This is a genomic window from Gammaproteobacteria bacterium (genome assembly GCA_011375345.1).
GTDB lineage: Bacteria > Pseudomonadota > Gammaproteobacteria > DRLM01 > DRLM01 > DRLM01.
In genome coordinates this window covers 1-21149 of the sequence record DRLM01000007.1, presented here as the reverse complement: position 1 = coordinate 21149, position 21149 = coordinate 1, and the positions used below count along the sequence as shown (strand labels likewise).

At 64.0% G+C, this 21149-nt stretch carries 21 protein-coding genes and 1 tRNA gene; 9 read left to right on the top strand and 13 right to left on the bottom strand.

The genetic code is table 11. From position 1 onward, the window contains the following. Positions 1-19 precede the first annotated feature (19 nt). From ENJ19_00555 to ENJ19_00545, 3 genes are all read right to left on the bottom strand, one after another. Entirely contained in the window at positions 20-1264 is a 1245-nt protein-coding gene (locus tag ENJ19_00555; protein HHM04217.1) for an HlyD family efflux transporter periplasmic adaptor subunit, read from the bottom strand. A 75-nt stretch (positions 1265-1339) separates the two neighbouring features. Continuing rightward, positions 1340-2311: a porphobilinogen synthase gene (gene hemB, locus ENJ19_00550; GenBank protein ID HHM04216.1), complete on the bottom strand. Its 972-nt coding sequence runs from the start codon at positions 2309-2311 to the stop codon at positions 1340-1342. Positions 2312-2426: 115 nt separating this feature from the next. After that, complete coding sequence (locus ENJ19_00545) at positions 2427-3917, bottom strand: adenylate kinase (protein ID HHM04215.1); 1491 nt, start codon at positions 3915-3917, stop codon at positions 2427-2429. A 398-nt stretch (positions 3918-4315) separates the two neighbouring features. On the opposite strand from ENJ19_00545, the gene ENJ19_00540 reads away from it, so the two are divergent. Continuing rightward, entirely contained in the window at positions 4316-4855 is a 540-nt protein-coding gene (locus ENJ19_00540) for an inorganic diphosphatase (protein ID HHM04214.1), read from the top strand. A 142-nt stretch (positions 4856-4997) separates the two neighbouring features. Here the strand turns inward: ENJ19_00540 and ENJ19_00535 are convergent, their stop codons facing one another. Continuing rightward, positions 4998-5390, bottom strand: coding sequence for a TraR/DksA family transcriptional regulator (locus ENJ19_00535; GenBank protein ID HHM04213.1), 393 nt, complete (start codon positions 5388-5390; stop codon positions 4998-5000). 44 nt (positions 5391-5434) lie between these two features. Here ENJ19_00535 and ENJ19_00530 point away from each other — a divergent pair, with 44 nt between their 5' ends. From ENJ19_00530 to hrpA, 5 genes are all read left to right on the top strand, one after another. Beyond that, positions 5435-6343, top strand: coding sequence for a cation transporter (locus ENJ19_00530; GenBank protein HHM04212.1), 909 nt, complete (start codon positions 5435-5437; stop codon positions 6341-6343). A gap of 82 nt (positions 6344-6425) precedes the next feature. Then, a complete protein-coding gene (locus ENJ19_00525; protein ID HHM04211.1) occupies positions 6426-7256 on the top strand; it encodes a diaminopimelate epimerase in 831 nt (276 codons plus the stop codon). Then, a complete protein-coding gene (locus ENJ19_00520) occupies positions 7253-7996 on the top strand; it encodes a DUF484 family protein (GenBank protein ID HHM04210.1) in 744 nt (247 codons plus the stop codon). Before ENJ19_00525 ends, ENJ19_00520 begins: the two co-directional genes overlap by 4 nt. A gap of 6 nt (positions 7997-8002) precedes the next feature. After that, positions 8003-8914, top strand: a complete 912-nt coding sequence (gene xerC / locus ENJ19_00515; protein ID HHM04209.1) for a tyrosine recombinase XerC — start codon at positions 8003-8005, stop codon at positions 8912-8914. Positions 8915-9081: 167 nt separating this feature from the next. Next, entirely contained in the window at positions 9082-12909 is a 3828-nt protein-coding gene (gene hrpA, locus ENJ19_00510; GenBank protein ID HHM04208.1) for an ATP-dependent RNA helicase HrpA, read from the top strand. A gap of 244 nt (positions 12910-13153) precedes the next feature. Here hrpA and ENJ19_00505 read toward each other — a convergent pair whose 3' ends face one another. Further along, complete coding sequence (locus tag ENJ19_00505) at positions 13154-13552, bottom strand: hypothetical protein (GenBank protein ID HHM04207.1); 399 nt, start codon at positions 13550-13552, stop codon at positions 13154-13156. Here ENJ19_00505 and ENJ19_00500 point away from each other — a divergent pair. Then, positions 13529-13984 (top strand): hypothetical protein, encoded by a 456-nt coding sequence (locus tag ENJ19_00500; GenBank protein HHM04206.1) that lies wholly within the window; start codon positions 13529-13531, stop codon positions 13982-13984. The genes ENJ19_00505 and ENJ19_00500 overlap by 24 nt on opposite strands. Before the next feature lie 332 nt (positions 13985-14316). Further along, positions 14317-14646: a DUF3301 domain-containing protein gene (locus ENJ19_00495; protein ID HHM04205.1), complete on the top strand. Its 330-nt coding sequence runs from the start codon at positions 14317-14319 to the stop codon at positions 14644-14646. Between the two features lie 9 nt (positions 14647-14655). Here the strand turns inward: ENJ19_00495 and trmB are convergent, their stop codons facing one another. From trmB to thiS, 3 genes are all read right to left on the bottom strand, one after another. Next, entirely contained in the window at positions 14656-15336 is a 681-nt protein-coding gene (trmB, locus tag ENJ19_00490; protein ID HHM04204.1) for a tRNA (guanosine(46)-N7)-methyltransferase TrmB, read from the bottom strand. Positions 15337-15478: 142 nt separating this feature from the next. Next, complete coding sequence (locus ENJ19_00485; protein ID HHM04203.1) at positions 15479-16282, bottom strand: thiazole synthase; 804 nt, start codon at positions 16280-16282, stop codon at positions 15479-15481. Between the two features lie 46 nt (positions 16283-16328). Next, the gene (thiS, locus tag ENJ19_00480; GenBank protein HHM04202.1) at positions 16329-16529 is read right to left on the bottom strand and encodes a sulfur carrier protein ThiS; all 201 of its coding nucleotides are present in this window, start codon (positions 16527-16529) and stop codon (positions 16329-16331) included. Between the two features lie 106 nt (positions 16530-16635). Between thiS and ENJ19_00475 the strand changes: the two genes are divergently transcribed. Further along, positions 16636-16709, top strand: a tRNA-Gly gene (locus tag ENJ19_00475). Between the two features lie 59 nt (positions 16710-16768). Here ENJ19_00475 and ENJ19_00470 read toward each other — a convergent pair. From ENJ19_00470 to ENJ19_00450, 5 genes are all read right to left on the bottom strand, one after another. After that, positions 16769-17845, bottom strand: coding sequence for a PA0069 family radical SAM protein (locus ENJ19_00470; GenBank protein ID HHM04201.1), 1077 nt, complete (start codon positions 17843-17845; stop codon positions 16769-16771). Between the two features lie 5 nt (positions 17846-17850). Beyond that, entirely contained in the window at positions 17851-18198 is a 348-nt protein-coding gene (locus tag ENJ19_00465; GenBank protein ID HHM04200.1) for a hypothetical protein, read from the bottom strand. A gap of 342 nt (positions 18199-18540) precedes the next feature. Further along, on the bottom strand, positions 18541-18780 hold the full coding sequence (locus ENJ19_00460; protein ID HHM04199.1) for a hypothetical protein: 240 nt from the start codon (positions 18778-18780) through the stop codon (positions 18541-18543). Positions 18781-18992: 212 nt separating this feature from the next. After that, a complete protein-coding gene (serB, locus tag ENJ19_00455; GenBank protein ID HHM04198.1) occupies positions 18993-19829 on the bottom strand; it encodes a phosphoserine phosphatase SerB in 837 nt (278 codons plus the stop codon). A 72-nt stretch (positions 19830-19901) separates the two neighbouring features. Continuing rightward, a complete protein-coding gene (locus ENJ19_00450; protein HHM04197.1) occupies positions 19902-21077 on the bottom strand; it encodes an oxygen-independent coproporphyrinogen III oxidase-like protein in 1176 nt (391 codons plus the stop codon). Positions 21078-21149 lie beyond the last annotated feature (72 nt).

Here is a 21149-nt window from a genome sequence, read left to right as displayed (position 1 = left end):
GGGGGGGCCGCCGGCGCGCTCATGGGCCGGTGGTGACCTTGAGACCGTCGATGGCGTTGGGCAAGGGGGTGGTGATGAGCCGGTCACCACTGCGCAGGCCGGCGCCCCGCACCAACAAGCGCGTCTTCCCCCCCACGCGCCGTTCCCCCACCAGGCTCACGTCAACGCCCCGCATGCGGCCCTCCCGCAGCACATAAACCCGCTCAAGACCGTGCAGCGCCTGGGGCGGTATGGCGGCCACCCCGGCCTGGGGGGGCAGTTCCAGCAGCAGATCGACGAACTGCCCCAGGGGCAGGGCCGGTGCGGACGCCGTGAACCGGAACAAGCCGTCCACGCCGCCGCTTTGGGGGTCCACCTCGGCGGCAAGGCGGTCCAGGACGGCAGTCCGCGGGGCGCCGTCCGCCGCCAGCGTGGCGCGCAAGGGCCGGCCCGCCGCCAGCGCAGCGCGCACTGCGCCCAGCCGGTCCGCCGGAATCTGGGCGCGGATCTCCAGGGCCTCCGGATCGAAAAGCCGCACTAGGGGCGTGCCCACGGCCACCCGGTCGCCCACGGCCACTTCCACCCGGCTGACCACGGCAGGGAAGGGCGCCTTGACCACCGCGCGGCTGAGGTCCAGCGCCGCCTGCTCGCGCTCCGCTTCAGCCCGCCGCAAGCGGGCCTGCAGGGCTTTGAGGCGGGTGGGGGCATCGGCCAGCTCGGCTTCGCGCAATTGCACTGCCAGGGCCTGGCGCTCGACGGCGCTTTGGGCCTCGTCCACCGCGGCATCACTGGCAAGTTGCCTGGCGGCCAGGTCGCGGCTGCGGGCGAGGCTCTGGCGGGCCAGTTCCAGCAGGGCCCGTTCCCGTTCCAGGGCCGCCCGGTCCCGCGCCGCGCGACGCCGCTCGCTGTCGAGTTGGGCTGCGATCTCCCGGACTTCCGCTTCGCGCCGCCGCAAGGCGAGGCGCCGATCCCGCTCATCCAGCCGCAGCAGCACCTCTCCCCTGTTGACAGCGCGTCCTTCCCGGGCGGACAGCGCCACCACCTCGGCGGCCAGCGCCGATTTGAGCCGGGCGGCGCGGGGAGATTCCACTTGGCCGTAGAGGGTGAGGGTGGGAGCAAGGCTGGCGATGCGCAGCGGTTCGACACTGACCCGCCAGGCCCGCTCCTCCACCTGCCGCGCCGCACTCTGCGGGTGGGTGGCGTAGAGGGCATAGGCCCCGGCCAGCGCCAGGGCCAGCAAAGCCGGGGGCAAAATGATGCGGATGTGGCGGCTTGTTGTTCTCATGAGTCAGGGACGCACACGCTGCTGTTGGCGCCACGCCCCGTGAGAAAGACTGTGGCCAGGCGCGGGGGTTCCGCCTCAGCCTTGTTTCAGCCAGCCGGCCACTTGTTTGGCGAAATAAGTGAGGATGCCATCGGCCCCGGCCCGCTTGAAACCCAGCAGCGATTCCATCACCACGGCCCGGCGGTCCAGCCAGCCGTTCTGGGCGGCGGCGGCCAGCATGGCGTATTCACCGCTCACCTGATAGACGTAGGTGGGCACGCCATATAGATCCTTCACCCGCCGCACGATGTCGAGATAGGGCATGCCCGGTTTGATCATGACCATGTCCGCGCCTTCCGCCAGATCCAGACCCACTTCCCACAGGGCCTCGTCACTGTTGGCCGGGTCCATCTGGTAGCTGTATTTGTTGCCCGCGCCCAGGTTGGCCGCCGAGCCCACGGCGTCGCGGAAAGGACCGTAAAAACTGGAGGCGTACTTGGCGGAATAGGCCAGGATACGGGTATGAATGTGGCCGCGGCCCTCCAGGGCCTCACGGATGGCGTTGACGCGGCCGTCCATCATGTCCGAAGGCGCCACCACGTCGGCGCCGGCTTCGGCATGGGACAGGGCCTGTTTCACCAGCACCGCCACGGTCTCGTCGTTCAGCACGTAGCCGGCATCATCAACCAGGCCGTCCTGACCGTGGCTGGTGAACGGGTCCAGGGCCACGTCGGTGATGACACCCAGCCCGGGGAAGTTCTCTTTCAGGGCCCGTACCGTGCGCTGGGCCAGGCCCTCCGGGTTGTAGGCTTCCCCGGCATCCAGGGACTTCGCTTCCTGGGGTGTCACAGGAAACAGGGCAACGGCGGGCACACCCAGTTCCACCAGGATGGCTGCCTCTTCCAGCAGCAAATTGATACTGACCCGCTCCACCCCGGGCATGGACGGCACGGCTTCGCGGCGGCCCTCGCCCTCCAGCACAAAGACGGGGTAGATCAGATCGTCGATGCTGAGACAGGATTCGCGCATCAGGCGGCGGGAGAATTCATCGCGCCGCATGCGGCGCATGCGGCGGTGGGGAAACCCCGAGGGCACGAATTCAATCTCTTTCACTGCAAAAGGTCCTCAATGCTGTGGCGGGTAACGTGTTTGGCCGAACTGCCGCAGACGCCGCGGTCCGGCGCTAACGCCGTCTACCGCGCGCCTTTTTTTTCACGATTTTCTTTTTGGCGCTGCTGCGCTTTTTGGCCGCTGATTTTTTCGCTGAGCTTTTTTTCCTTGCCGCGGCCCGTTTTTTCGCAATGGCTTTTTTGGCCCTTGTTTTCGCTCCGGCCCGCTTTTTGGCGGTTTTCTTGCCCCCGCGTTTTATTGCCGACGCCTGCCTCTTCGCATTGCGCTGCTTCGCCGCCGCTTTCTTTTTTGCTGATGCTTTTTTACCGCTTCTCTTCGCGCCGGCCTTTTTCCGGACTGTCGTTTTTTTCCGTGCACGAATCTTTTTGGCGGCCTTCTTTTTGGCGCCCGCGCGCTTTTTGCTGACGTTCTTTTTGGCGACGGATTTCTTCTTCGCTGCCGCCTTTTTTCTGGCGGCTTTTTTCTTTGCCGAGGTTTTTTTCTTCGCGGCCACCGCCTTTTTCCTGGCTGCGGTTTTCTTTGCCGCGGCTTTTTTGGCTGTTAGCTTTTTCTTCGCGGTGGCTTTCTTTTTGGCTGCGGCTTTTTTCTTGGACGCAGTTTTCTTTGCGCTGGTTTTTTTCCTGGTCGCGGCTTTCTTCGCCGCTGTTTTTTTCTTGGCTGCTGTTTTTTTCTTGGCTGCGGCTTTTTTCACCGCCGCTTTCTTTTTCGCCGTGGCTTTCTTCTTTGTCCCGGTTTTGGGTTCAGCGGCGGCCTCTCCGCTTGCGGTGGCGCTCTCACCGGCTGACGGGGCGGGCGGGGGCGCTGCCGGCTCGGGGGCAGGGCCCGGGCCGGGCGCGGCGCGTTCTTCCCGCTCCATCGCCGCCGGGGCTTGCGGGGCGGGCACCGTCGGGGTCTTGCCGAAGCGGGCGACGACTTCTTCGATGTGGGCGAAAATGTCTTCGATGTCGCCTTCGCCGTTCACCGGATACAGGCGGCCCCGGTCGCGGTAGTAGGCGATGAGCGGCGCGGTCTGTTGTTCGTAGACCCGCAAGCGGTTGCTGATGGTCTCTTCGTTGTCATCCGCCCGGTGGCGCAGTTGGCCGCCACATTGTTCGCACTGGTCGTCCAGCCGTGACGGCGAAGTGTAGATGTTGTACACCTGCCCGCAGACCTCGCAGGTGCGCCGGCCGGCCAGGCGTTCCACCAGGGATTCAAAGTCCACGTCGATCAGTATCACACCGTCCAGCGGCTTGTTCATCTCCGCCAGCATGCGGTCCAGCGCCTCGGCCTGGGGGATGTTGCGCGGAAAACCGTCCAGGATGAAACCCCGGGCCGTGTCCGCTTCCTGCAACCGCTCGGCAATGATGCCCAGCACAATATCATCGGAGACGAGCTGGCCGGCGTCCATGGTGGCTTTGGCTTTCAGGCCCAGGGACGTTTGCGCGGCGACGGCGGCGCGCAACAGATCGCCGGTGGAGATTTGGGGGATGTTGAACTTGTCCGCAAGTAGTTTGCCCTGGGTTCCCTTGCCGGAGCCGGGCGCGCCCAATAGTACGATTCTCATGTGCCGTTCCTCACGCGTGCAAGCCGTTTAACGGGTGCTTGTTGTATAAAATCCCTGATGGGTCGCTGCGGTACTTGTCATCAGTCAAAGCAGTGGATGGAATGCGGGGCGCCGCGCAGCCGGGATCCGCCCGGCCTGCCGCCGCTGTTGCACGACAAGGAAGCCTGGGAAAGGGCTGTGATTTACCCCCGGCGGCCACCGCCGCTTAAAGCTACTCTGAGTGATTGTATTAAGTCAATGAAAAGGACTTTGCAAATGCAAGCCCTTTTGCTGATTTATTGCAGGCTTGTCGTGTTTCCCCGGCCGCGCAAGGCGACAGCGGCCCGGGCCGGGTGCGCGGCGGAGGTGGCCGAGCTCCATGCTATACTTTTTGCTTTTCGAGACGACGAGGTAGAACAATGAATCTGGACAGGGTGGCAGCGGGTCGCGACTTGCCCAATGACATCAATGTGGTGATCGAGATCCCCGCTTTCAGCGAACCGGTGAAATATGAAATCGACAAGGATTCCGGCGCCCTGCTGGTGGATCGTTTCATGGGCACTGCCATGTACTATCCCGCCAATTACGGCTTCGTTCCTCACACGCTGTCCGAAGACGGCGACCCGGTGGATGTGTTGGTGGTCACCCCCTTCCCCCTGGTCAACGGGGCCGTGATCCGCTGCCGGCCGGTGGGCGTGCTGAAGATGACGGACGAATCGGGCGTGGACGCGAAGGTGCTGGCGGTGCCGGTGGACAAGCTGAGCCCGCTGTACAGCCACTGCCACGGGCCCGACGACCTGCCCGCCAGTCTGCTGGGCCAGATCGGTCATTTCTTTGAACACTACAAAGACCTGGAGCCCGGCAAATGGGTGAAAGTGGACGGCTGGGCGGGTGCCGACGAAGCCCGGCAGGAAATTCTCGCCAGCGTCGAGCGTTTCAACCAAGCGGCCGGCAATTAACAGCTGACTCTCGCAGCCCAGAGATGGGCCGCCATCGGTTCCGGCCACCGCACGCCCGCGACATCCCCGCCATGTCGCCAAAAACAGTGGCCGGATTTCGCGGGCGGCAATCAAACAGGTCAGAACGGTGTGCCCCGCCGCGTTACAGGCGGGGCGTCGTCTGCCCATGGCTGTGTTCCCACTTTTTCTGGCAGGCCACGCAACGCCGCGCCGCAGGCTGGGATTGCAGGCGCTCAAAGCCGATCGGCTCGCCGCACATCTCACACAGGCCGTAGCTGCCCATATTGATCCGCTGCAAGGCGGCCTCGACGTCCCGTACTTCGTTGATTTCCCGGTCCAGCTCCGCGATGTTCAGATCCGAAAGCAAATCAGCCACTGACTCTTCCCCAATATCGTGGACCCGGCCGGCCAGATCAGCGTAGTGCTCCTGCTCACTGCGCGCCAGCTCCTCGGCGATGTCTTTGCGCAGCTTGGCGTAGCGCTGCTTCAAACTGTTCCTGAGCGTGTTGAGCTGGGCATCGCTTAAGCTTGCCATGGTTCGCCTCCCCTCGGATTCACATACTCCACGATAAAACGAGTATGGCACAATGGCTTATGGCCGGTCACCCTGGACATTCCCATCATCGCCCCGACACATCGGGCAAAACCCTGTGGTGGAGTTTCGCCGCCACCTTGAGCTTCGCGGCAGTGGAGGCCGTGGGTGGCTGGTGGGCCGGATCCCTGGCCCTGCTGGGCGATGCGGTGCACATGCTGTCCGACGCCACAGCCCTGGGGCTGGCGGCGGTGGCGACGTGGATTGCCCGGCGCCCCCCCTCGATCCGTCATTCTTACGGCCTGGGCCGGGCGGAGGTGGTGGCGGCCCTGGTCAACGGGGTGTTCATGGTGGTGCTGGTGCTGGCAGTGGCCGGATCTGCCGTGGCGCGCCTGCACAGCCCGCAGGCGGTTATGGGCGGACCGGTGATCCTCATCGCCCTGCTGGGCCTGGCGGTAAACCTGATCATCGCCTGGATTCTGAGCCGGGGGGAGGCCACGCTCAACAACCGCGCCGCCCTGTTGCACGTGATGGGGGATGTGCTGGGTTCGGTCGCTGCCCTGGCCGCGGGAAGCGTGATTTATTTCACCGGCTGGACGCCCATAGACCCGCTTTTGTCACTGCTCATCTGCGTTCTGATTTTGGTCTCTGCGGTGCGCCTGTTGCGGGAGGCCCTGCACGTCATCATGGAAGGGGTGCCACCCTACCTGGATTTGCGCGAAGTGGGCCAGGCCATGGCGGCGGTGGAGGGGGTGGACTCGGTTCACGATTTGCACATTTGGACCCTGTCGTCCGGCATGGTGGTGCTGTCCGCCCATATCGTGCTGCCGGAGATGGCGCACTGGGAGGAGACCTTGCAAAAGCTGCACAGCCTGGTCCACGAGCGTTTCGGCATCGAACACATCACCCTGCAGCCGGAACTGTCCCGGCACGAAGTGCGGGTGCCGGTCCCCTGAACGCCTCCCGAGGCCGCGGCTACCCGGGTCCGCGACGGGCTGGTAAAATCGCCCCGGCCTGTTAGCAGTATCAAGGCAGCGAATGGTATTGGAATTCACCAAAATGCACGGCCTGGGCAACGACTTCGTTGTGTTCAACGCCCTCCACCGCCCCCTGCGCCTGAATGCCGCCCAGCTTCGCCTGCTGGCAGACCGCCATTTCGGCGTGGGCTGCGATCAGGTGCTGGTGCTGGAACCCGCCGTTGATCCCGCTGCCGACTTCCGCTATCGCATCTTCAACGCCGACGGCGGAGAAGTGGAACAGTGCGGGAACGGTTTGCGCTGCGTGGCGCAGTACTTGCGCGACGAGGGTCTGGTTCCGGGGGACAGCCTCACCCTGGAAACCCGGGGGGGGCTGGTCTCACCCCGCTTCGAGGCGGACGGCCAGATCACCGTGGACATGGGCCGGCCGGAATTCGCGCCCGCACGCATTCCTTTTCGCGCGTCAGGGCAAGCGAATGCGTATACTGTTGAAGTGGCCGGGCAACGCATCGAATTGGGGGCGGTAGCCATGGGCAACCCCCATGCGGTGCTTGAGGTGCCCAGCGTGGCGGATGCACCAGTCGCCGAACTGGGCCCCCTGCTGGAGGGGCATGAACGCTTTCCCGCAAGGGTGAATGTGGGATTCATGGAAGTGATGGATGACGCGCACATTCGTTTGCGCGTGTATGAACGGGGTGTTGGGGAGACCCTGGCGTGCGGCACCGGCGCCTCGGCGGCGGTCGCGGTGGGTCGGCGTCAAGGACGGTTGAGGGAGCGTGTGGCCGTGGACCTGCCGGGTGGCCGCCTGATAATACAGTGGGCGGGGGGCGATGCTCCTTTACTGATGACCGGCCCGGCCGTCCGGGTCTTTGAAGGCAGAATAAAACTATGACAACACAACACCAAGCAGACCTCGCACCGGAACTGATAGACGAGCAGCTGGTTGCCGACTACCTGCGTCGCCATCCGGAGTTTTTCGTCACCCACGGCGGCTTGTTGCCCGACCTCAAAGTGCCGCATCCCACCCGCGGTGCCATTTCCCTGATCGAACGCCAAGTCGCTGTCTTGCGGGACCAAAACCGCGAACTCAAGCGCCAGCTTCAGGCCCTGGTGCAAGTGGCACGCGACAACGACCGGTTGAACGAGCGGGTGCAGCGTTTGACCGTGTCCCTGCTGGAATCCAAAAACCTGCGCGACACCCTCGCGGCGGTGGAAGAAAGCCTGCGGAATGACTTTCGCGCCGATTTGGTTGTGCTGCGCCTGTTCACGGACCCGGCCCGTCTGCTGGGCGCCGGGCCGCTGGATGATGTCATGGACGTGCGCTGCGTGGCCTACGATGACAAGGGCGCGGCCAGCTTTGCCCGCCTGATCAGCACCGGCAAGCCCGTATGCGGCCAGCTGCGCAGTTCCCAGTCGCAGTATCTGTTCAGCCACGCCTCGGAAGAAATCAGCTCCGCCGTGGCCCTGCCGCTCACCATCACGCCCTCGGTGGCCGGCCAGGCACCGTCCATCGGCATCCTCGGCATCGGCAGCCGCGACGCCACCCGCTATCACGCCGGCATGGGGACCTTGTTCCTCACCTACCTCGGCCGGCTCATCGGGCGGGCGGTGCACCGCCATCTGTATCAGTAGTGGCTGATGGCGGGAGAGGACGACTGGCCGGCGCGCTTCATTCACCATCTTCGCACCGAACGCGTCCTCTCCCCCCGCACCGCCGACAGCTATCGGCGTGATCTCGGCAAATTCACCCGCTACGCGGCGGAGCAGCAGTTCCCCGGCTGGGCCGGACTGAACGCCCATCACCTGCGTGCCTTCATCGCCGCCCAACATCGGGCAGGGCTGGACGGCCGCAGCCTGCAACGGCTGCTGTCTGCGCTGCGCACTTTTTTCGACTACCTGATTCGCGAACGGCTGATCCAACACAATCCCGCCACCGGCATTCGCGCCCCCAAAACCAAACGACGCCTCCCGAAAAACCTCGACGTGGACCGGATTCAACAGCTTTTTGCCGCCACTTCCGACACCGGACCACTCAAGGTGCGCGACCGCGCCATGCTGGAGCTGCTGTATTCCTCCGGCTTGCGCCTGGCCGAACTGGTGGCTTTGGATCTGTCCCGTTTGCGACTGGACAATGCCGAAGTCACCGTCACCGGCAAAGGCAGCAAAACGCGCATCGTGCCCGTGGGACGGCAGGCCTGCAAGGCACTGCGCCATTGGCTGCGGGTGCGGCAGGAGCTTGCGGCAGCGAACGAACCGGCGCTGTTTGTCAGCCGACGGGGCCGCCGCCTGAGCCACCGCGCCGTGCAACAGCGCCTGCGGGACTGGGGCATCAAACAAGGCCTGCCCGAAAATTTACATCCGCATCTGTTGCGTCATTCTTGCGCCAGCCATCTGCTTGAATCCAGCGCTGACCTGCGCGCCGTGCAGGAACTGCTGGGCCACGCCGATCTCGGCACCACCCAGGTTTACACCCACTTGAACTACCAGCACCTGGCCAATATCTACGACCGGGCGCATCCGCGGGCGAGGAAGAAAAAACCTGGCGGGTAAACAGCACCGATTCTGATCTGCCTTGATACAGCGGCCATCAATACAATACAGCCGTGCCCCGCTCATCGGGGCCCGGGATGCGGACCAACAAACACTGACAGCCGTTAAATAACTCAAGTAAATAACTCAAGCACTTGGACGACACCATCGACACCATTGCCGCGGACATCGCCCACGCGCTGCGGGTGGACCGGTACCGCCTCAGGCAACGGTGGCAGGCGCTGAAAAGACGGCCCGAGCCGCAGGCACTGGCCGCGCTCGCCAAGGCCGCGGCGGCCTCCCGCGCCCGCCGCGAGCGCCGCGCGGCGGCGCTGCCCGCACCCACTTTTCCCGCCGAGCTGCCCGTCAGCCAAAAGCGGGAGGCCATTGCCCGCGCCATCACCGACCATCAGGTGGTGATCATCTGCGGCGAGACGGGCTCGGGCAAAACCACCCAGCTGCCCAAAATCTGCCTGGAACTGGGCCGCGGCGTGACGGGCTACATCGGCCACACCCAGCCACGCCGCATCGCCGCCCGGGCGGTGGCCACCCGCATTGCCGAGGAGCTGGGCACGCCGCTGGGGCAACAAGCGGGCTACAAGGTGCGCTTTGGCGACCACGTTCAGCGGGATGCTTACATCAAAGTGATGACCGACGGCATTCTGCTGGCGGAGATCCAGGGTGACCGCTTCCTTGATCAGTACGATACGCTGATTATCGACGAGGCCCATGAGCGCAGCCTCAATATCGACTTTCTGTTGGGCTATCTGAAACGCCTGCTGCCCAAGCGGCCGGACCTCAAGCTCATCATCACCTCTGCCACCATCGACCCGGCGCGTTTCGCCGGCCATTTCGGCGGCGCACCCGTCATCGAAGTCTCGGGCCGCACATATCCCGTGGACGTGCGCTACCGCCCCTTGAGCGCGGGGGACGAAGACAGCCGCGACCGCGACCTGAAATCCGCCATTTTGGACGCCGTGGACGAACTGGCCCGGGAAGGGCCGGGGGACATGCTGGTGTTCCTGCCCGGCGAGCGGGCCATTCGCGAAACGGCGGAGGCCCTGCGCAAGCACCATCCGCCCCACACCGAGATCGTGCCGCTGTTCGCACGCCTGGCGGCGGCAGAGCAAAACAAAGTGTTCCAGCCCCATGGCGGGCGCCGCATCGTGCTGGCCACCAATGTGGCGGAGACGTCCCTCACCGTGCCCGGCATCCGCTTTGTGGTGGATACGGGCCTGGCCCGCATCAGCCGCTACAGCCACCGCGCCAAAGTGCAGCGCCTGCCTATCGAAGCCATTTCCCAGGCATCGGCCAGGCAGCGGGCGGGACGCTGCGGCCGGGTGGGACCGGGGGTGTGCATCCGGCTCTATTCAGAGGAGGACTTTCTCAGCCGGCCTGGCTTCACCGCACCGGAGATCCTCCGTTCCCATCTTGCCGCCGTGATTTTGCAAATGGAAGCCTTGCACATCGGCGCGGTGGACCGTTTTCCCTTCGTCGATCCGCCCGACCCCAGGCTGATCCGCGACGGCTATCAGACCCTGGCAGAGCTGGGCGCCGTAGACCCCCGCCACCGCATGACCGGCTTGGGACGCCGCCTGGCCAGGCTGCCCGTGGACCCGCGCATCGGCCGCATGATCCTGGCCGCCGACCAGGAACGGGCCTTGCGCGAAGTGCTCATCATCGCCGCCGCCCTGGCCGTGCAGGACCCGCGCGAACGGCCGCTGGACCGGCAACAAGCGGCCGACGAAGCGCACGCCCGCTACCGGGATCCGCGCTCGGATTTTCTCGGCTACCTCAAGCTGTGGGAGCAGTATCACCACCAGGCCCGCCACCTCAGCAACAACAAGCTGCGTCAGTATTGCCGCGAGCAGTTTCTCTCTTATGTGCGCCTGCGGGACTGGCACGACACCCATGGCCAGCTTTTGAGTCTGACCCGGGAACTGGGCCTTGAGCCCAATGAGCAGCCCGCCGACTACGCCGCCGTGCACCGCGCCCTGCTGGCCGGCTTGCTGGGCCAAGTGGGCCTGCGGCGGGAAGGGCGCGAATACCTGGGGGCGCGGGGCGTGAAATTTCACCTGTTTCCCGGCTCGGGCCTGTGCCAAAAACCGCCCCAGTGGATCATGGCAGCAGAAGTGGTGGAAACCAGCCGCCGCTACGCCCGCATCGCGGCCCGGATCGACCCCGCCTGGCTCGAGCCGTTGGCGGCCCATCTGCTCAAACGCCATTACAGCGGGCCCTATTGGTCGAAAAAGGCCGGCGCCGTCCTGGCCAGGGAACGGGTGACCTTGTACGGCCTGCCCGTCGTCACCGGACGCAAAGTGCCATACGGCCCCATTGATCCCAAACTGGCGCGCGAATTGTTCATCCGCGGCGCTTTGGTGGCGGGCGAGTGGGACAGCCGCGCGCCGTTTTTCCAACACAACCGCGCCGTGCTGGAAGACGTGCAGGAACTGGAACACAAAGCCCGCCGCCACGACATCCTGGTGGACGAAGAAACCCTGTTTCAGTTTTATGACGAGCGCGTGCCGGCAGGCATTTTTGATGTGCGCACCTTCGAGGCCTGGCGCAAAACGGAGGAAAAGAACCGGCCCCGGCGGTTGTTTTTGACCAAAGCGTACTTGATGCGGCGGGATGCCACCGAACTCACCGCGGAGGCGTTTCCCGAACACGTCCAGGTACAAGGCCTGACGCTGCCCCTCAGCTATCATTTCGAGCCGGGCACCACCGCCGACGGCGTGACCGTCACCGTACCCCTGGCTCTGCTCAATCAGCTCAGGGCCGAACCCTTCCAGTGGCTGGTACCGGGCTTGTTGCAGGAAAAGATCGCCGCCCTGATCAAAACCCTGCCCAAACACTTAAGGCGCAATTTCGTCCCCGCCCCCAACTTCGCCCAAGCGTGCATCGAGGCTTTGGTGCCCGGGGATGAGGCCCTGGTGGACGCCGTGGGCCGCCATCTGCGAAAAATCACCGGGATGGAAATACCGCCGCAGGCCTGGCAGGCGGACCGGCTTCCCGACCATCTGCACATGAATTTCCGCATCATCGACGAACAGGGCACCACGGTGGCGCAGGGCCGGGATCTGCGCCAGCTTCAGCAGCGCGAGGGCGGGCGCGCCGCCGCCACATTCGCACGCCTGCCCACCTGGGAGCTGGAACGCGACAGCGTCACCGACTGGGATTTCGGCGACCTGCCGGAGCAGGTGACCCTGGCACACCAGGAACTGCGTGTGATGGGCTATCCCGCCCTGGTGGCAGAAAACAAGACCGTGGCGCTGCGCCTTCTGGATCAGCGGGAGAAGGCGGCTGCCACCCACCGCCTGGGCCTGCGGCAGTTGTTCAAACGCAAACTGGCGCCACAAATCAAATGTCTCGCCAAAAATCTGCCAGACCTGCAGCAGATGTGTCTGGCCTATGCGCCCCTGGGCAGCTGCGCCACCCTCAAAGACGACCTGATCAACGCCACCCTGGACCGAGTATGTTTGCACGGCGAGACCGTGCGCGAGCAGGCTGACTTCGAACAGCGCCTGGCCCAGGCCCAAGCGGCCCTGGTGCCGGCCGCCAATGAACTGGGGGCCGTGGTGCAGAAAACATTGCAAACCTATCAGGCGCTCAACAAACGGCTCAAGGGCGCCGCCTCACCCGCCTGGCTCAAAGCCTTGAGCGACATCCGCGGGCAACTCGACCATTTGATCTATCCCGGCTTCGTGGCGCAAACACCGCCCCAGTGGTTGATCCATCTGCCGCGGTACTTGCAGGCCGTGTCCAGACGCCTGGACAAACTGGACGCAAACCCCCTGCGGGACAGACAACTCACCGCCGAGATTTCACCTTTGTGGCAACAGTGTCTGCAGCGCATGGAAAAGCAGCGTCGGGAGCAGCGGCTTGATCCGGAACTGAACACTTATCGCTGGTGGCTGGAAGAATATCGCGTCTCGCTGTTCGCCCAGGAGCTCAAAACGGCGCTGCCCGTTTCAGCCCAGCGGCTGAAAAAACAATGGGAGAAAACATCGACTTGACCCGGTGTTTCCCAGCCGTGCCTGCAAAGATCCGCCGGATTTTGTTTTCACAAGCGATATTCTGAACCAGCTCAATGCCGGGCGCAGAGCGTTTTTCCGGGAAAACTCAAGAACGAGCGGGGACTCATCCGGCTGGTGAAAAACACGGGGTCCGAAGCAGCCTCCGGGTTCGCGAAAAAACAAACGGCAGGGGCGCACCCGGGCGCGCCCCTACCGCTCAAGCACAGGCGCACAATATCAGCAACTACTTTCTCATTTCTCTGACGAAACGATTCTTCGCCGTATTTAGGGCGGACATGCCACGAGTAAAGATTTTTTCAAAAGCTTCCGGTTTGCCCACATAGTTTTCCAGTGACACCTGCACCTTGCCACTGGAGCTGATGTACACCTTGGCCACCTTGGTGGTGCGTGTTGCGATATTGGCGGCAGCCAGCACCCGGCGCCGCTCGTCTAAGCCCCCTGCCCCAAAACCAGCGCCCTGTGAAAACACCAAGGCGGATATTGGCGCAACAAGCCCCAGAACCATAGCCGGACAAAACCCAAAAAGCAAAAAGCCCCAGTCCTTGTGCCGGTCCCGCGCCTGGAGGATAAAATGCGGTTTTGACTTTGCGAGGCTGACATGGGAATTGTACTGCCCTTCCATCTGCTCGCCGCCACCGTCTGGGTGGGCGGGATGTTCTTTGCCTATATGGTGCTGCGCCCGGTCGCTGCCGCCGGGCTGGAGCCGCCGGAGCGCCTGCGCTTGTGGGTGGGCGTGTTCGGCCGCTTTTTCCCCTGGGTGTGGGGGGCGGTCATCCTGCTGCCCCTGAGCGGCTATCTCATGTTGTTCAGCCTGTTCGGGGGCTTTACCGGCGCGCCGCCGTATGTGCACCTGATGCACGGCCTGGGCCTGGTGATGGTGACGATTTATCTCTTGGTGTACTTTTCGCCTTACCGCCAACTATGCCAGGCGGTGGCACAGGAAAACTGGCAGGCCGGGGGCCGGCACCTGGCGCGTATCCGCCGCTGGGTGGGTATCAACCTGATCATCGGCATCGCGGTGATCAGCATCGGCGGCGGCCGCCTGTTCCCGTAGAGCTGTTGTCCCGGATGATTGTTTAGACATCATGTTGCGCGTGGCCATCGCCCGTGAGCTGATGGGGTTTATCTGGGACATCGTCTGCCAGGAGATGGCCATAATGAAAATGGCAGCGCAATAAACGGTGCTGCCCATCAGCCCGACCGGCCAGTCACCAAACAGGAGGCACGACAGGCACGTTGACTCAGGGTATGCCGGGCCGGCTGGCGGTGGCGGCTTCGAGTACAGTCAGCGCCGGTGCGGCCGTACAGCACTCGCAGGTGAGTCCTTTTGCCCCGCCGCGGTTTGGGCTGCCCTGATGCCAGTACAAGGAGGACAGGTCTGCCAGAATGACTTTGGGTCTTGTCGAACTCATCGCCTTGTTCCTCGTCGCGCTGGCGCTGCTGCTGTGGTGGCACACGGTGGACATTGAACGCCTTGCATTGGGCGCAGCGCGGCACCATTGCGGGGAAATGGGTGTTCAGTTTTTGGATGACAGCATTATTCTGTCCGCCATGGGCTTGCAGCGCGACCGCCATGGGCGCCTGCGGGTGCGGCGTGTGTTTCGTTTTGAATTCGCGTCCACCGGGGAGCAGCGCTACAAGGGATACGTGACGTTCCTCGCTTATGAAACCCAGGGCGTGGTGCTGGAGCCGTATCGGGTCGACTCCCGCGGGTAGCGCGCGGGCCTATGTCTTGCGGAAGAGCAGGTCGCGGATGACATGCCCCAGCCGTTGGCCGCGTTGTTCGAATTTGGTGCAGACCCGGTACGGGGGCCGTTTCGCATAACGTGCCGAACCGGCCAGATTGAGAAAGCCGGGCGCGCCTGCCATCAGAGCGAGCACATGTTCCGCGTATTCCTCCCAATCCGTCGCAACGTGGAAGCATCCCCCCGGTTTGAGTTTTTTTCCCACCAGTTCGACAAACGCGGTTTGCACAAGACGCCGTTTGTGATGGCGTTTCTTGGGCCAGGGATCGGGAAAGAACAACAACACCTTGTCCAGGCTGGCGTCGGGGATGCGTTGTTGCAGCGCGGCAACGGCATCATCGCAGATCACGCGCACATTGCGGATGTCGCGTTCCCGCAAATGATGAAACAAGCGGCCCACGCCGGGACGATAGACCTCGATGCCGAGAAAATCCGTGTCCGGCTCGCACGCTGCCATGTGCAGCAGGTTGTCACCGTTGCCGAAACCGATTTCCAGCACCCGCGGCGCCCGGCGGCCGAACAGCGCGTCAAAATCCAAAAAGCCCGGCGCTGGGTCGATGCCGTAGCCCGGCCACAGCGTGTCAAAGGCGCGGCGCTGCCCGGGCGTAAAGCGGCCCTCGCGGCGGACGAAACTGCGGATGCGTCGGCGGGGTGAGTTCATTGAGGTTTCTGCTGTCTACCGCGAAGGGCGCGAAGAACCGCACAGCGTCACAAGCCATCCCTGCCTGCCCGCAGGGTGATCACAGCTCAGCCTGCGGAATCAGTTTGATGATGTTGCATTTCGTCGCGCCCTTTGCGGCCAATCAGGCAAAAAATGTCCCCGCGAGGGGCGACGAGGCCGAGGCGTGGCGCTTGCGCGGAATACGCCCGGCCAGATACGCCTCCCGCCCTGCCGCGATGGCTTTTTTCATGGCCGAGGCCATAAGCACGGGGTTTTGGGCGCCGGCGATGGCGGTGTTCATGAGCACCCCGTCGCAGCCCAGCTCCATGGCCACAGCGGCGTCGGAGGCAGTGCCCACACCGGCGTCCACCAAAACCGGCACCCGGGCGTTTTCGACGATTTCGAGAAGGTTGTAGGGATTGCGGATGCCCAGCCCCGAACCGATGGGTGCGGCCAGGGGCATCACGGCGACGCAGCCCATCTCTTCCAGCCGCTTGGCAACAACGGGGTCGTCGTTGGTGTAGACCATCACTTTGAAGCCGTCTTTGATCAGGGTCTCGGCGGCGCGCAGCGTTTGCACGACATCGGGAAACAGGGTTTTTTCGTCCCCCAAGACTTCCAGCTTCACCAACTCGTGGCCGTCGAGCAGCTCGCGGGCCAGGCGGCAGGTGCGCACGGCGTCTTCGGCGGTGTAGCACAGGGCGGTGTTGGGCAGGATGGTGTAGCGCTCGGGGGGCAGCACGTCCAGCAGGCTGGGCTCAGCGGGGTTCTGGCCGATGTTGCTGCGGCGCACGGCCACGGTGACGATCTCCGCGCCGCTGGCCTCGGTGGCCAGGCGGGTCTCGGTCAAGTCCTTGTACTTTCCCGTGCCCACCAGCAGCCGGGAACGGTATTCAACCCCGGCGATAATCAGGGGGGCGTCGGACGAAGAGGAGCGCTCTGCCATGGAAAAATCCTACACTGTCAAACTGAAACAATGCAGTATACACCCCTCAGCCACCGCCGATGGCCAGCACCACTTCCACCTGGTCGCCTTCCGCCAGCCGGTGTTCGCGGTGCAGGCTGCGGGGAATAATCTCCCGGTTCACCTCCACTGCCAGACGCTTGTCCGCCAAGCCCATGTTCTCCAGCAATCCGGCGACGGTGAGACCGTCCACCGCGGTCTGGGGTTCTCCGTTTACGATGATGTTCATAGCACCCCTCGATATTCATTTGCAAAAGTGACTCGCCATTTTCTCTCCGGGGAAGGGCGGCCGTGCATTGACCCGGCGCGCGTTCCAGGTAAAAATGTGCCGCCACGCGGGTGTAGTTCAATGGTAGAACCTCAGCTTCCCAAGCTGATGACGTGGGTTCGATTCCCATCACCCGCTCCATCTTGACTCCTCGGCCGCTGGGCAGCGTTGGTGCCGCAAGGCGCGGTTTTTGTCTCCTGTCAAAACAAGGCCATCTGGCTTTCGGCCCCCGGCGGCCGGAAAGCTGCCGTATTCAGTTCCGGCATCTCCCCAAATCCCAGGCGCTTGCTGGCCAGCCGGAAACGCTGGGCAATCAAGCCGGCGTATTCCCCCGTTCCCGTCATGCGGGTGCCGAACCGCGCCTGGTAGTCTTGGCCACCGCGGCAGTCTTGCAGGCGGTGCATGACGCGCTCGGCCCGGGTGGGGACGTGGGCTGCCAGCCAGTCCCGGAAGAGGGCTTTCAACTCGTGCGGCAGGCGCAGCAACACATAAGCTGCGGCCCGGGCACCCGCCTCCCTTGCCTGGGCCAATATCCGTTCCAGCTCGGAATCAGTAAGCATGGGAATGACAGGGGCCACCAGCACCCCCACCGGCACGCCGGCAGCGTGCAGGCGCCGCACTGTCTTCAGCCGCCGGGCGGGGGCGGCGGCACGGGGTTCCAGTTTGCGGGCCAGGCCATGGTCCAAGGTGGTCAGGGACAGCATGACGGCAATGAGCCGGTTCCGCGCCAGCTCCTGCAACAAATCCAGGTCCCGCTCGATGCGCCAGGACTTGGTGACAATGGTGACCGGATGGCGGCAGTGAGCCAGCACTTCGAGAATGCGGCGGGTCAGGCGCAGGCGGTCCTCCACGGGCTGGTAGGCGTCGGTGTTGATTCCCAGCGCCACGGGCCGGGCCCGGTAGGCGCGTTTGCTCAGCTCCTGGCAGAGCAGGGCCGGGGCGTCGGGCTTGTAGAACAGACGGCTTTCGAAATCCAACCCCGGTGACAAGCCCAGGTAGGCGTGGGTGGGGCGGGCGAAGCAATACACGCAGCCGTGTTCGCAGCCGCGATAGGGATTGATGGAGCGGTCGAAGCCCACATCGGGCGAATCGTTGTAATTGATGATGCTGCGACTGCGGTCCACCGTCAGCGTGGTGCGCAAGGGCGGCGGCGGCTCGTCCAGACTGCCCCAGCCGTCATCCACCTGCCCGCGCGAGCAGTGCTCGAAACGGTGATCCGGATTGCCTGTGGCGCCGCGGCCGCGGGGCAGACGGTGCTGGGTGAGGCGTTCCGCCATGAGCGCTACGGGGCCTGTTCCCCCGACCAGTTATAACTTTGCACCACGCCGCGGCGGTTGAATTTCACCTGCAGCATTTTGAACCGGGCGTTGGCCATTTTTGGCAGTTTGCCCTTGCCCCAGTAGTAGGTCCAAAGATCGTAACGGCTGCCATCCCGGGCCACCTCCACCCCGGTGCCCGCCGGCGGACCCAGCCAGTCCTGCACTTGCTGCCGGGTGGTCACGCCGCGCTCCACTTTGGACGTGAACGCGGTAAGCGGAAAGTCGCGCCCCAATTGCACCACGGCGCAGGCGCCCAGCAACACGCCTGCCATCAGCACCGCGGCTGAGCGACAAAGGGGAAAAGAAAACATGTCCGGGCACTCCATAGTGAGTGACAAGGGGCCGCTATTTTAAGGCAGGATACGGGGCGGCCGCCAGCGGAACCCTGCCGGGCGCGGAGCTATTAACCCGGCAATTAGGATTGTCGGGTTAATAGCGCGGCACAGGGATGTGCCGCCATTGGCGCAAGTCAATGCGAGCCCGCGAAATACCAGCCATTTCACACAATGGCGCCCGTATTTCGCGGGCGGCAATCAAACAGGTCAGGACTACGGCTGGACGTGGCCACCGCCAGTGCCAAGGCGCGGCGCCGGCCGGACGAGGTGGCCAAGGTGCGGACCCAGAGGAGTGAACAGTTGACTGAAACGGCTGGGTCAGTTTTCGTGTTCCGTTGACACTCCCGCGCGCCCTTGGTGGGTCGCCGTATGGAATTGCACCGGTTTCAGCGCCCGCTCAACAATTGCCAGGGAGGTGGTCACAGTGATGTCGTGTATCTGCGCGGCGAGGACGAAGCCCGCGCCTTGAGCGGCATCGGTGGCGCCGAATACGCTGCCGGACGCATGTTGAGCGCCTATCGCACCTTTTCCCGCTGCCTGGCCCTGTGCGAACGTCATGCCCTGGGCCGGGTGGAAGCCGCCAACCGCTTCATGCCGGGCACCGTGCGCATCTACCTGGGAGTGCTTGACCGGGCAGCGCTGACGGGCCTTGGGCGATGTTGTCCGCCCCCCGGGTTCACCGCTTGCGGGAAGATTGCGGCATGGCGGCCAGGCGGCCGTTCACCAGCTTTTGCCCGCCGCGGTCATCTTGCCCCGGGTGAGAAATGCGGTCAGTTTTCCAAAAAGGCCAACACCCCATTCAAGCCGCAATGGTTCAACGCTGTCGCGGCCTGCGCCTGCAGGGCCGGTTTGGCATGATAGGCCACGCTGAGGCCCGCCTGTTCCAGCATCAACAAATCATTGGCACCGTCGCCGGCGGCGATGGCCTGGGCGGGGTGGATGTTCAACGCCTTGCACAGGCTGGCAAGGAAGTCGGCCTTGGCTTTGGCGCCCACGATGTTGCCGAGCACGCGGCCGGTGAGTCGGTTTTGCCGGATTTCCAGGGTGTTGGCCAGAGTGTAATCCAGGCCCAGGCGTTTTTTCAGCCGTTCGGTGAAAAAGGTAAAGCCACCGGAGACCAGGGCCAGCTTGATACCCCGTGCTTTTAAACCCTCGATCAGGGCTTCCGCGCCGGGGTTCAGCCGCAGTCGTTCTTCGTAGACCCGCTCCAGGGCGCTGGCGTCCAGTCCGGCGAGCAATTGCACCCGGCGGACGAGGGACTGTTCAAAGTCCAGTTCACCCCGCATGGCCGCTTCGGTGATGGCAGCCACCTGGGCTTTGACGCCGATATAGTCCGCGATTTCATCGATGCACTCGATGCCGATGAGGGTGGAGTCCATATCGGTGATGAACAGCCGTACCCGCCCGGGATCGAAGTCGGGTGGGAGCAGATTGACATCGGCCCTGAGCCCGTCGCGCAAGCGTTGGATGGTGTCACGCTGCACCGGCTGCCCGGTGTGGATGCGGACATGGCTGGCGCGGCTGTCCAGCACCCCGCGCAAACATTCGGCAGCGTGGGTGGCGGCATCGGGGGTGATGGTGGGACCTTGCAGGACAACGGTGGGCATGGGGCTCGCTTTCTTGATATCGGAAAGTGTCATTCGCTCCCCCTTTTGCAAAGGGGGGCAAAGGCCGCTAGTTTAACGGGCGGGGGCCTCGTCCGGTAGAAACATCCCCACCAGATCGTCGAGATACCGCTGCCCCAGCTCGGTGGGACGCAGCCGGTGAATGTCCCACTCGATCAAACCCTTGGCTTCGGCCTCTGTGAGCGCATCACCTACCACGGTAAGCGGCAGCCCGCAGTGTCCGGCAAACAGGGCCGGGGGAAAACCTTCGGTGAGCCTGAGGGCACCCAGCATGAATTCAAAAGCCGCCTCGCGCCGGCCCAGCACCCGCCGCTCGCTGATACGTCCCTCGCCCCCGGCCTGTTCCAGATAGGCTTTGGGATGGCGCAGTTTGGCACGGCGGGTGATGGTTTGCGTCGTCAAGTGGGTGATTTTGCCGTGGGCGCCGGCGCCGATGCCCACATAATCGCCAAAGTGCCAATAGTTGAGATTGTGACGGCAGCGCTGGCCGGGCCGGGCGTAGGCGGAGACTTCATAGTGTTCGTAGCCCGCCTCCTGCAGCCGCGCCTGACAGGTCTCCTGCATGGCCCAGCGCGTATCATCGTCCGGCAGTGCGGGAGGATGCAGAAAAAACGCTGTGTTCGGTTCCAGAGTGAGCTGGTAGTGAGAGAGGTGGCCGGGATCCAGCGCCAGAGCTTGCGCCAGATCAGCCTCGGCCTGGGCCACGGTCTGACCGGGCAGGCCGTACATCAAATCCAGATTCACCCGCTCAAAGCCCGCCGCCAGTGCTGTTTCTGCAGCGGCCAGCGCTGCGGCGCCACTGTGGATGCGGCCCAGGCGGCGCAGCATCTCGTCATCAAAACTTTGCACGCCCAGGGACAGCCGGTTTACCCCGGCGGCGCGGAAATCGCGGAACCTGTCCACCTCCACCGTGCCCGGATTGGCCTCCAAAGTCACCTCGGCGGTGGCGGGGAAATTGAGCAAGGCACGCAGGCCGGAGAGCAATTCATCCAGGCTCTCCGCCGACAACAAACTGGGCGTGCCGCCACCGATGAACACCGTCTCCACTGAACGGCCCCAGATATCCGGCAGTTCCTGCTCCAGATCCCGCAGCAGCGCGGCCACATAGCCGCGCCCGGGAACGCCGTCCCGTGCTTCGTGGGAGTTGAAGTCGCAATAGGGGCATTTGCGCACGCACCAGGGGAAATGAACGTACAGGGCGAGGGGGGGGAGGGTGGTGAATTGAAACATGCTGGGTTCGTGGCTGCGTTCGTCGTGATCAGCAGGATGTTGAGGCTCGGGGGAGGCAGATCGACACAGCGT

What these genes read in the sequence shown, in the direction of transcription:
- ENJ19_00555 (HHM04217.1), bottom strand. Translation starts at nt 1,264, where the DNA reads ATGAGAACAACAAGCCGCCACATCCGCATCATTTTGCCCCCGGCTTTG.
- hemB (HHM04216.1), bottom strand. Translation starts at nt 2,311, where the DNA reads ATGCGCCGCATGCGGCGCGATGAATTCTCCCGCCGCCTGATGCGCGAA.
- ENJ19_00545 (HHM04215.1), bottom strand. Translation starts at nt 3,917, where the DNA reads ATGAGAATCGTACTATTGGGCGCGCCCGGCTCCGGCAAGGGAACCCAG.
- ENJ19_00540 (HHM04214.1), top strand. Translation starts at nt 4,316, where the DNA reads ATGAATCTGGACAGGGTGGCAGCGGGTCGCGACTTGCCCAATGACATC.
- ENJ19_00535 (HHM04213.1), bottom strand. Translation starts at nt 5,390, where the DNA reads ATGGCAAGCTTAAGCGATGCCCAGCTCAACACGCTCAGGAACAGTTTG.
- ENJ19_00530 (HHM04212.1), top strand. Translation starts at nt 5,435, where the DNA reads ATGGCACAATGGCTTATGGCCGGTCACCCTGGACATTCCCATCATCGC.
- ENJ19_00525 (HHM04211.1), top strand. Translation starts at nt 6,426, where the DNA reads ATGGTATTGGAATTCACCAAAATGCACGGCCTGGGCAACGACTTCGTT.
- ENJ19_00520 (HHM04210.1), top strand. Translation starts at nt 7,253, where the DNA reads ATGACAACACAACACCAAGCAGACCTCGCACCGGAACTGATAGACGAG.
- xerC (HHM04209.1), top strand. Translation starts at nt 8,003, where the DNA reads ATGGCGGGAGAGGACGACTGGCCGGCGCGCTTCATTCACCATCTTCGC.
- ENJ19_00500 (HHM04206.1), top strand. Translation starts at nt 13,529, where the DNA reads ATGGGAATTGTACTGCCCTTCCATCTGCTCGCCGCCACCGTCTGGGTG.
- ENJ19_00505 (HHM04207.1), bottom strand. Translation starts at nt 13,552, where the DNA reads ATGGAAGGGCAGTACAATTCCCATGTCAGCCTCGCAAAGTCAAAACCG.
- ENJ19_00495 (HHM04205.1), top strand. Translation starts at nt 14,317, where the DNA reads ATGACTTTGGGTCTTGTCGAACTCATCGCCTTGTTCCTCGTCGCGCTG.
- trmB (HHM04204.1), bottom strand. Translation starts at nt 15,336, where the DNA reads ATGAACTCACCCCGCCGACGCATCCGCAGTTTCGTCCGCCGCGAGGGC.
- ENJ19_00485 (HHM04203.1), bottom strand. Translation starts at nt 16,282, where the DNA reads ATGGCAGAGCGCTCCTCTTCGTCCGACGCCCCCCTGATTATCGCCGGG.
- thiS (HHM04202.1), bottom strand. Translation starts at nt 16,529, where the DNA reads ATGAACATCATCGTAAACGGAGAACCCCAGACCGCGGTGGACGGTCTC.
- ENJ19_00470 (HHM04201.1), bottom strand. Translation starts at nt 17,845, where the DNA reads ATGGCGGAACGCCTCACCCAGCACCGTCTGCCCCGCGGCCGCGGCGCC.
- ENJ19_00465 (HHM04200.1), bottom strand. Translation starts at nt 18,198, where the DNA reads ATGTTTTCTTTTCCCCTTTGTCGCTCAGCCGCGGTGCTGATGGCAGGC.
- ENJ19_00460 (HHM04199.1), bottom strand. Translation starts at nt 18,780, where the DNA reads ATGACGTTCGCACAGGGCCAGGCAGCGGGAAAAGGTGCGATAGGCGCT.
- serB (HHM04198.1), bottom strand. Translation starts at nt 19,829, where the DNA reads ATGCCCACCGTTGTCCTGCAAGGTCCCACCATCACCCCCGATGCCGCC.
- ENJ19_00450 (HHM04197.1), bottom strand. Translation starts at nt 21,077, where the DNA reads ATGTTTCAATTCACCACCCTCCCCCCCCTCGCCCTGTACGTTCATTTC.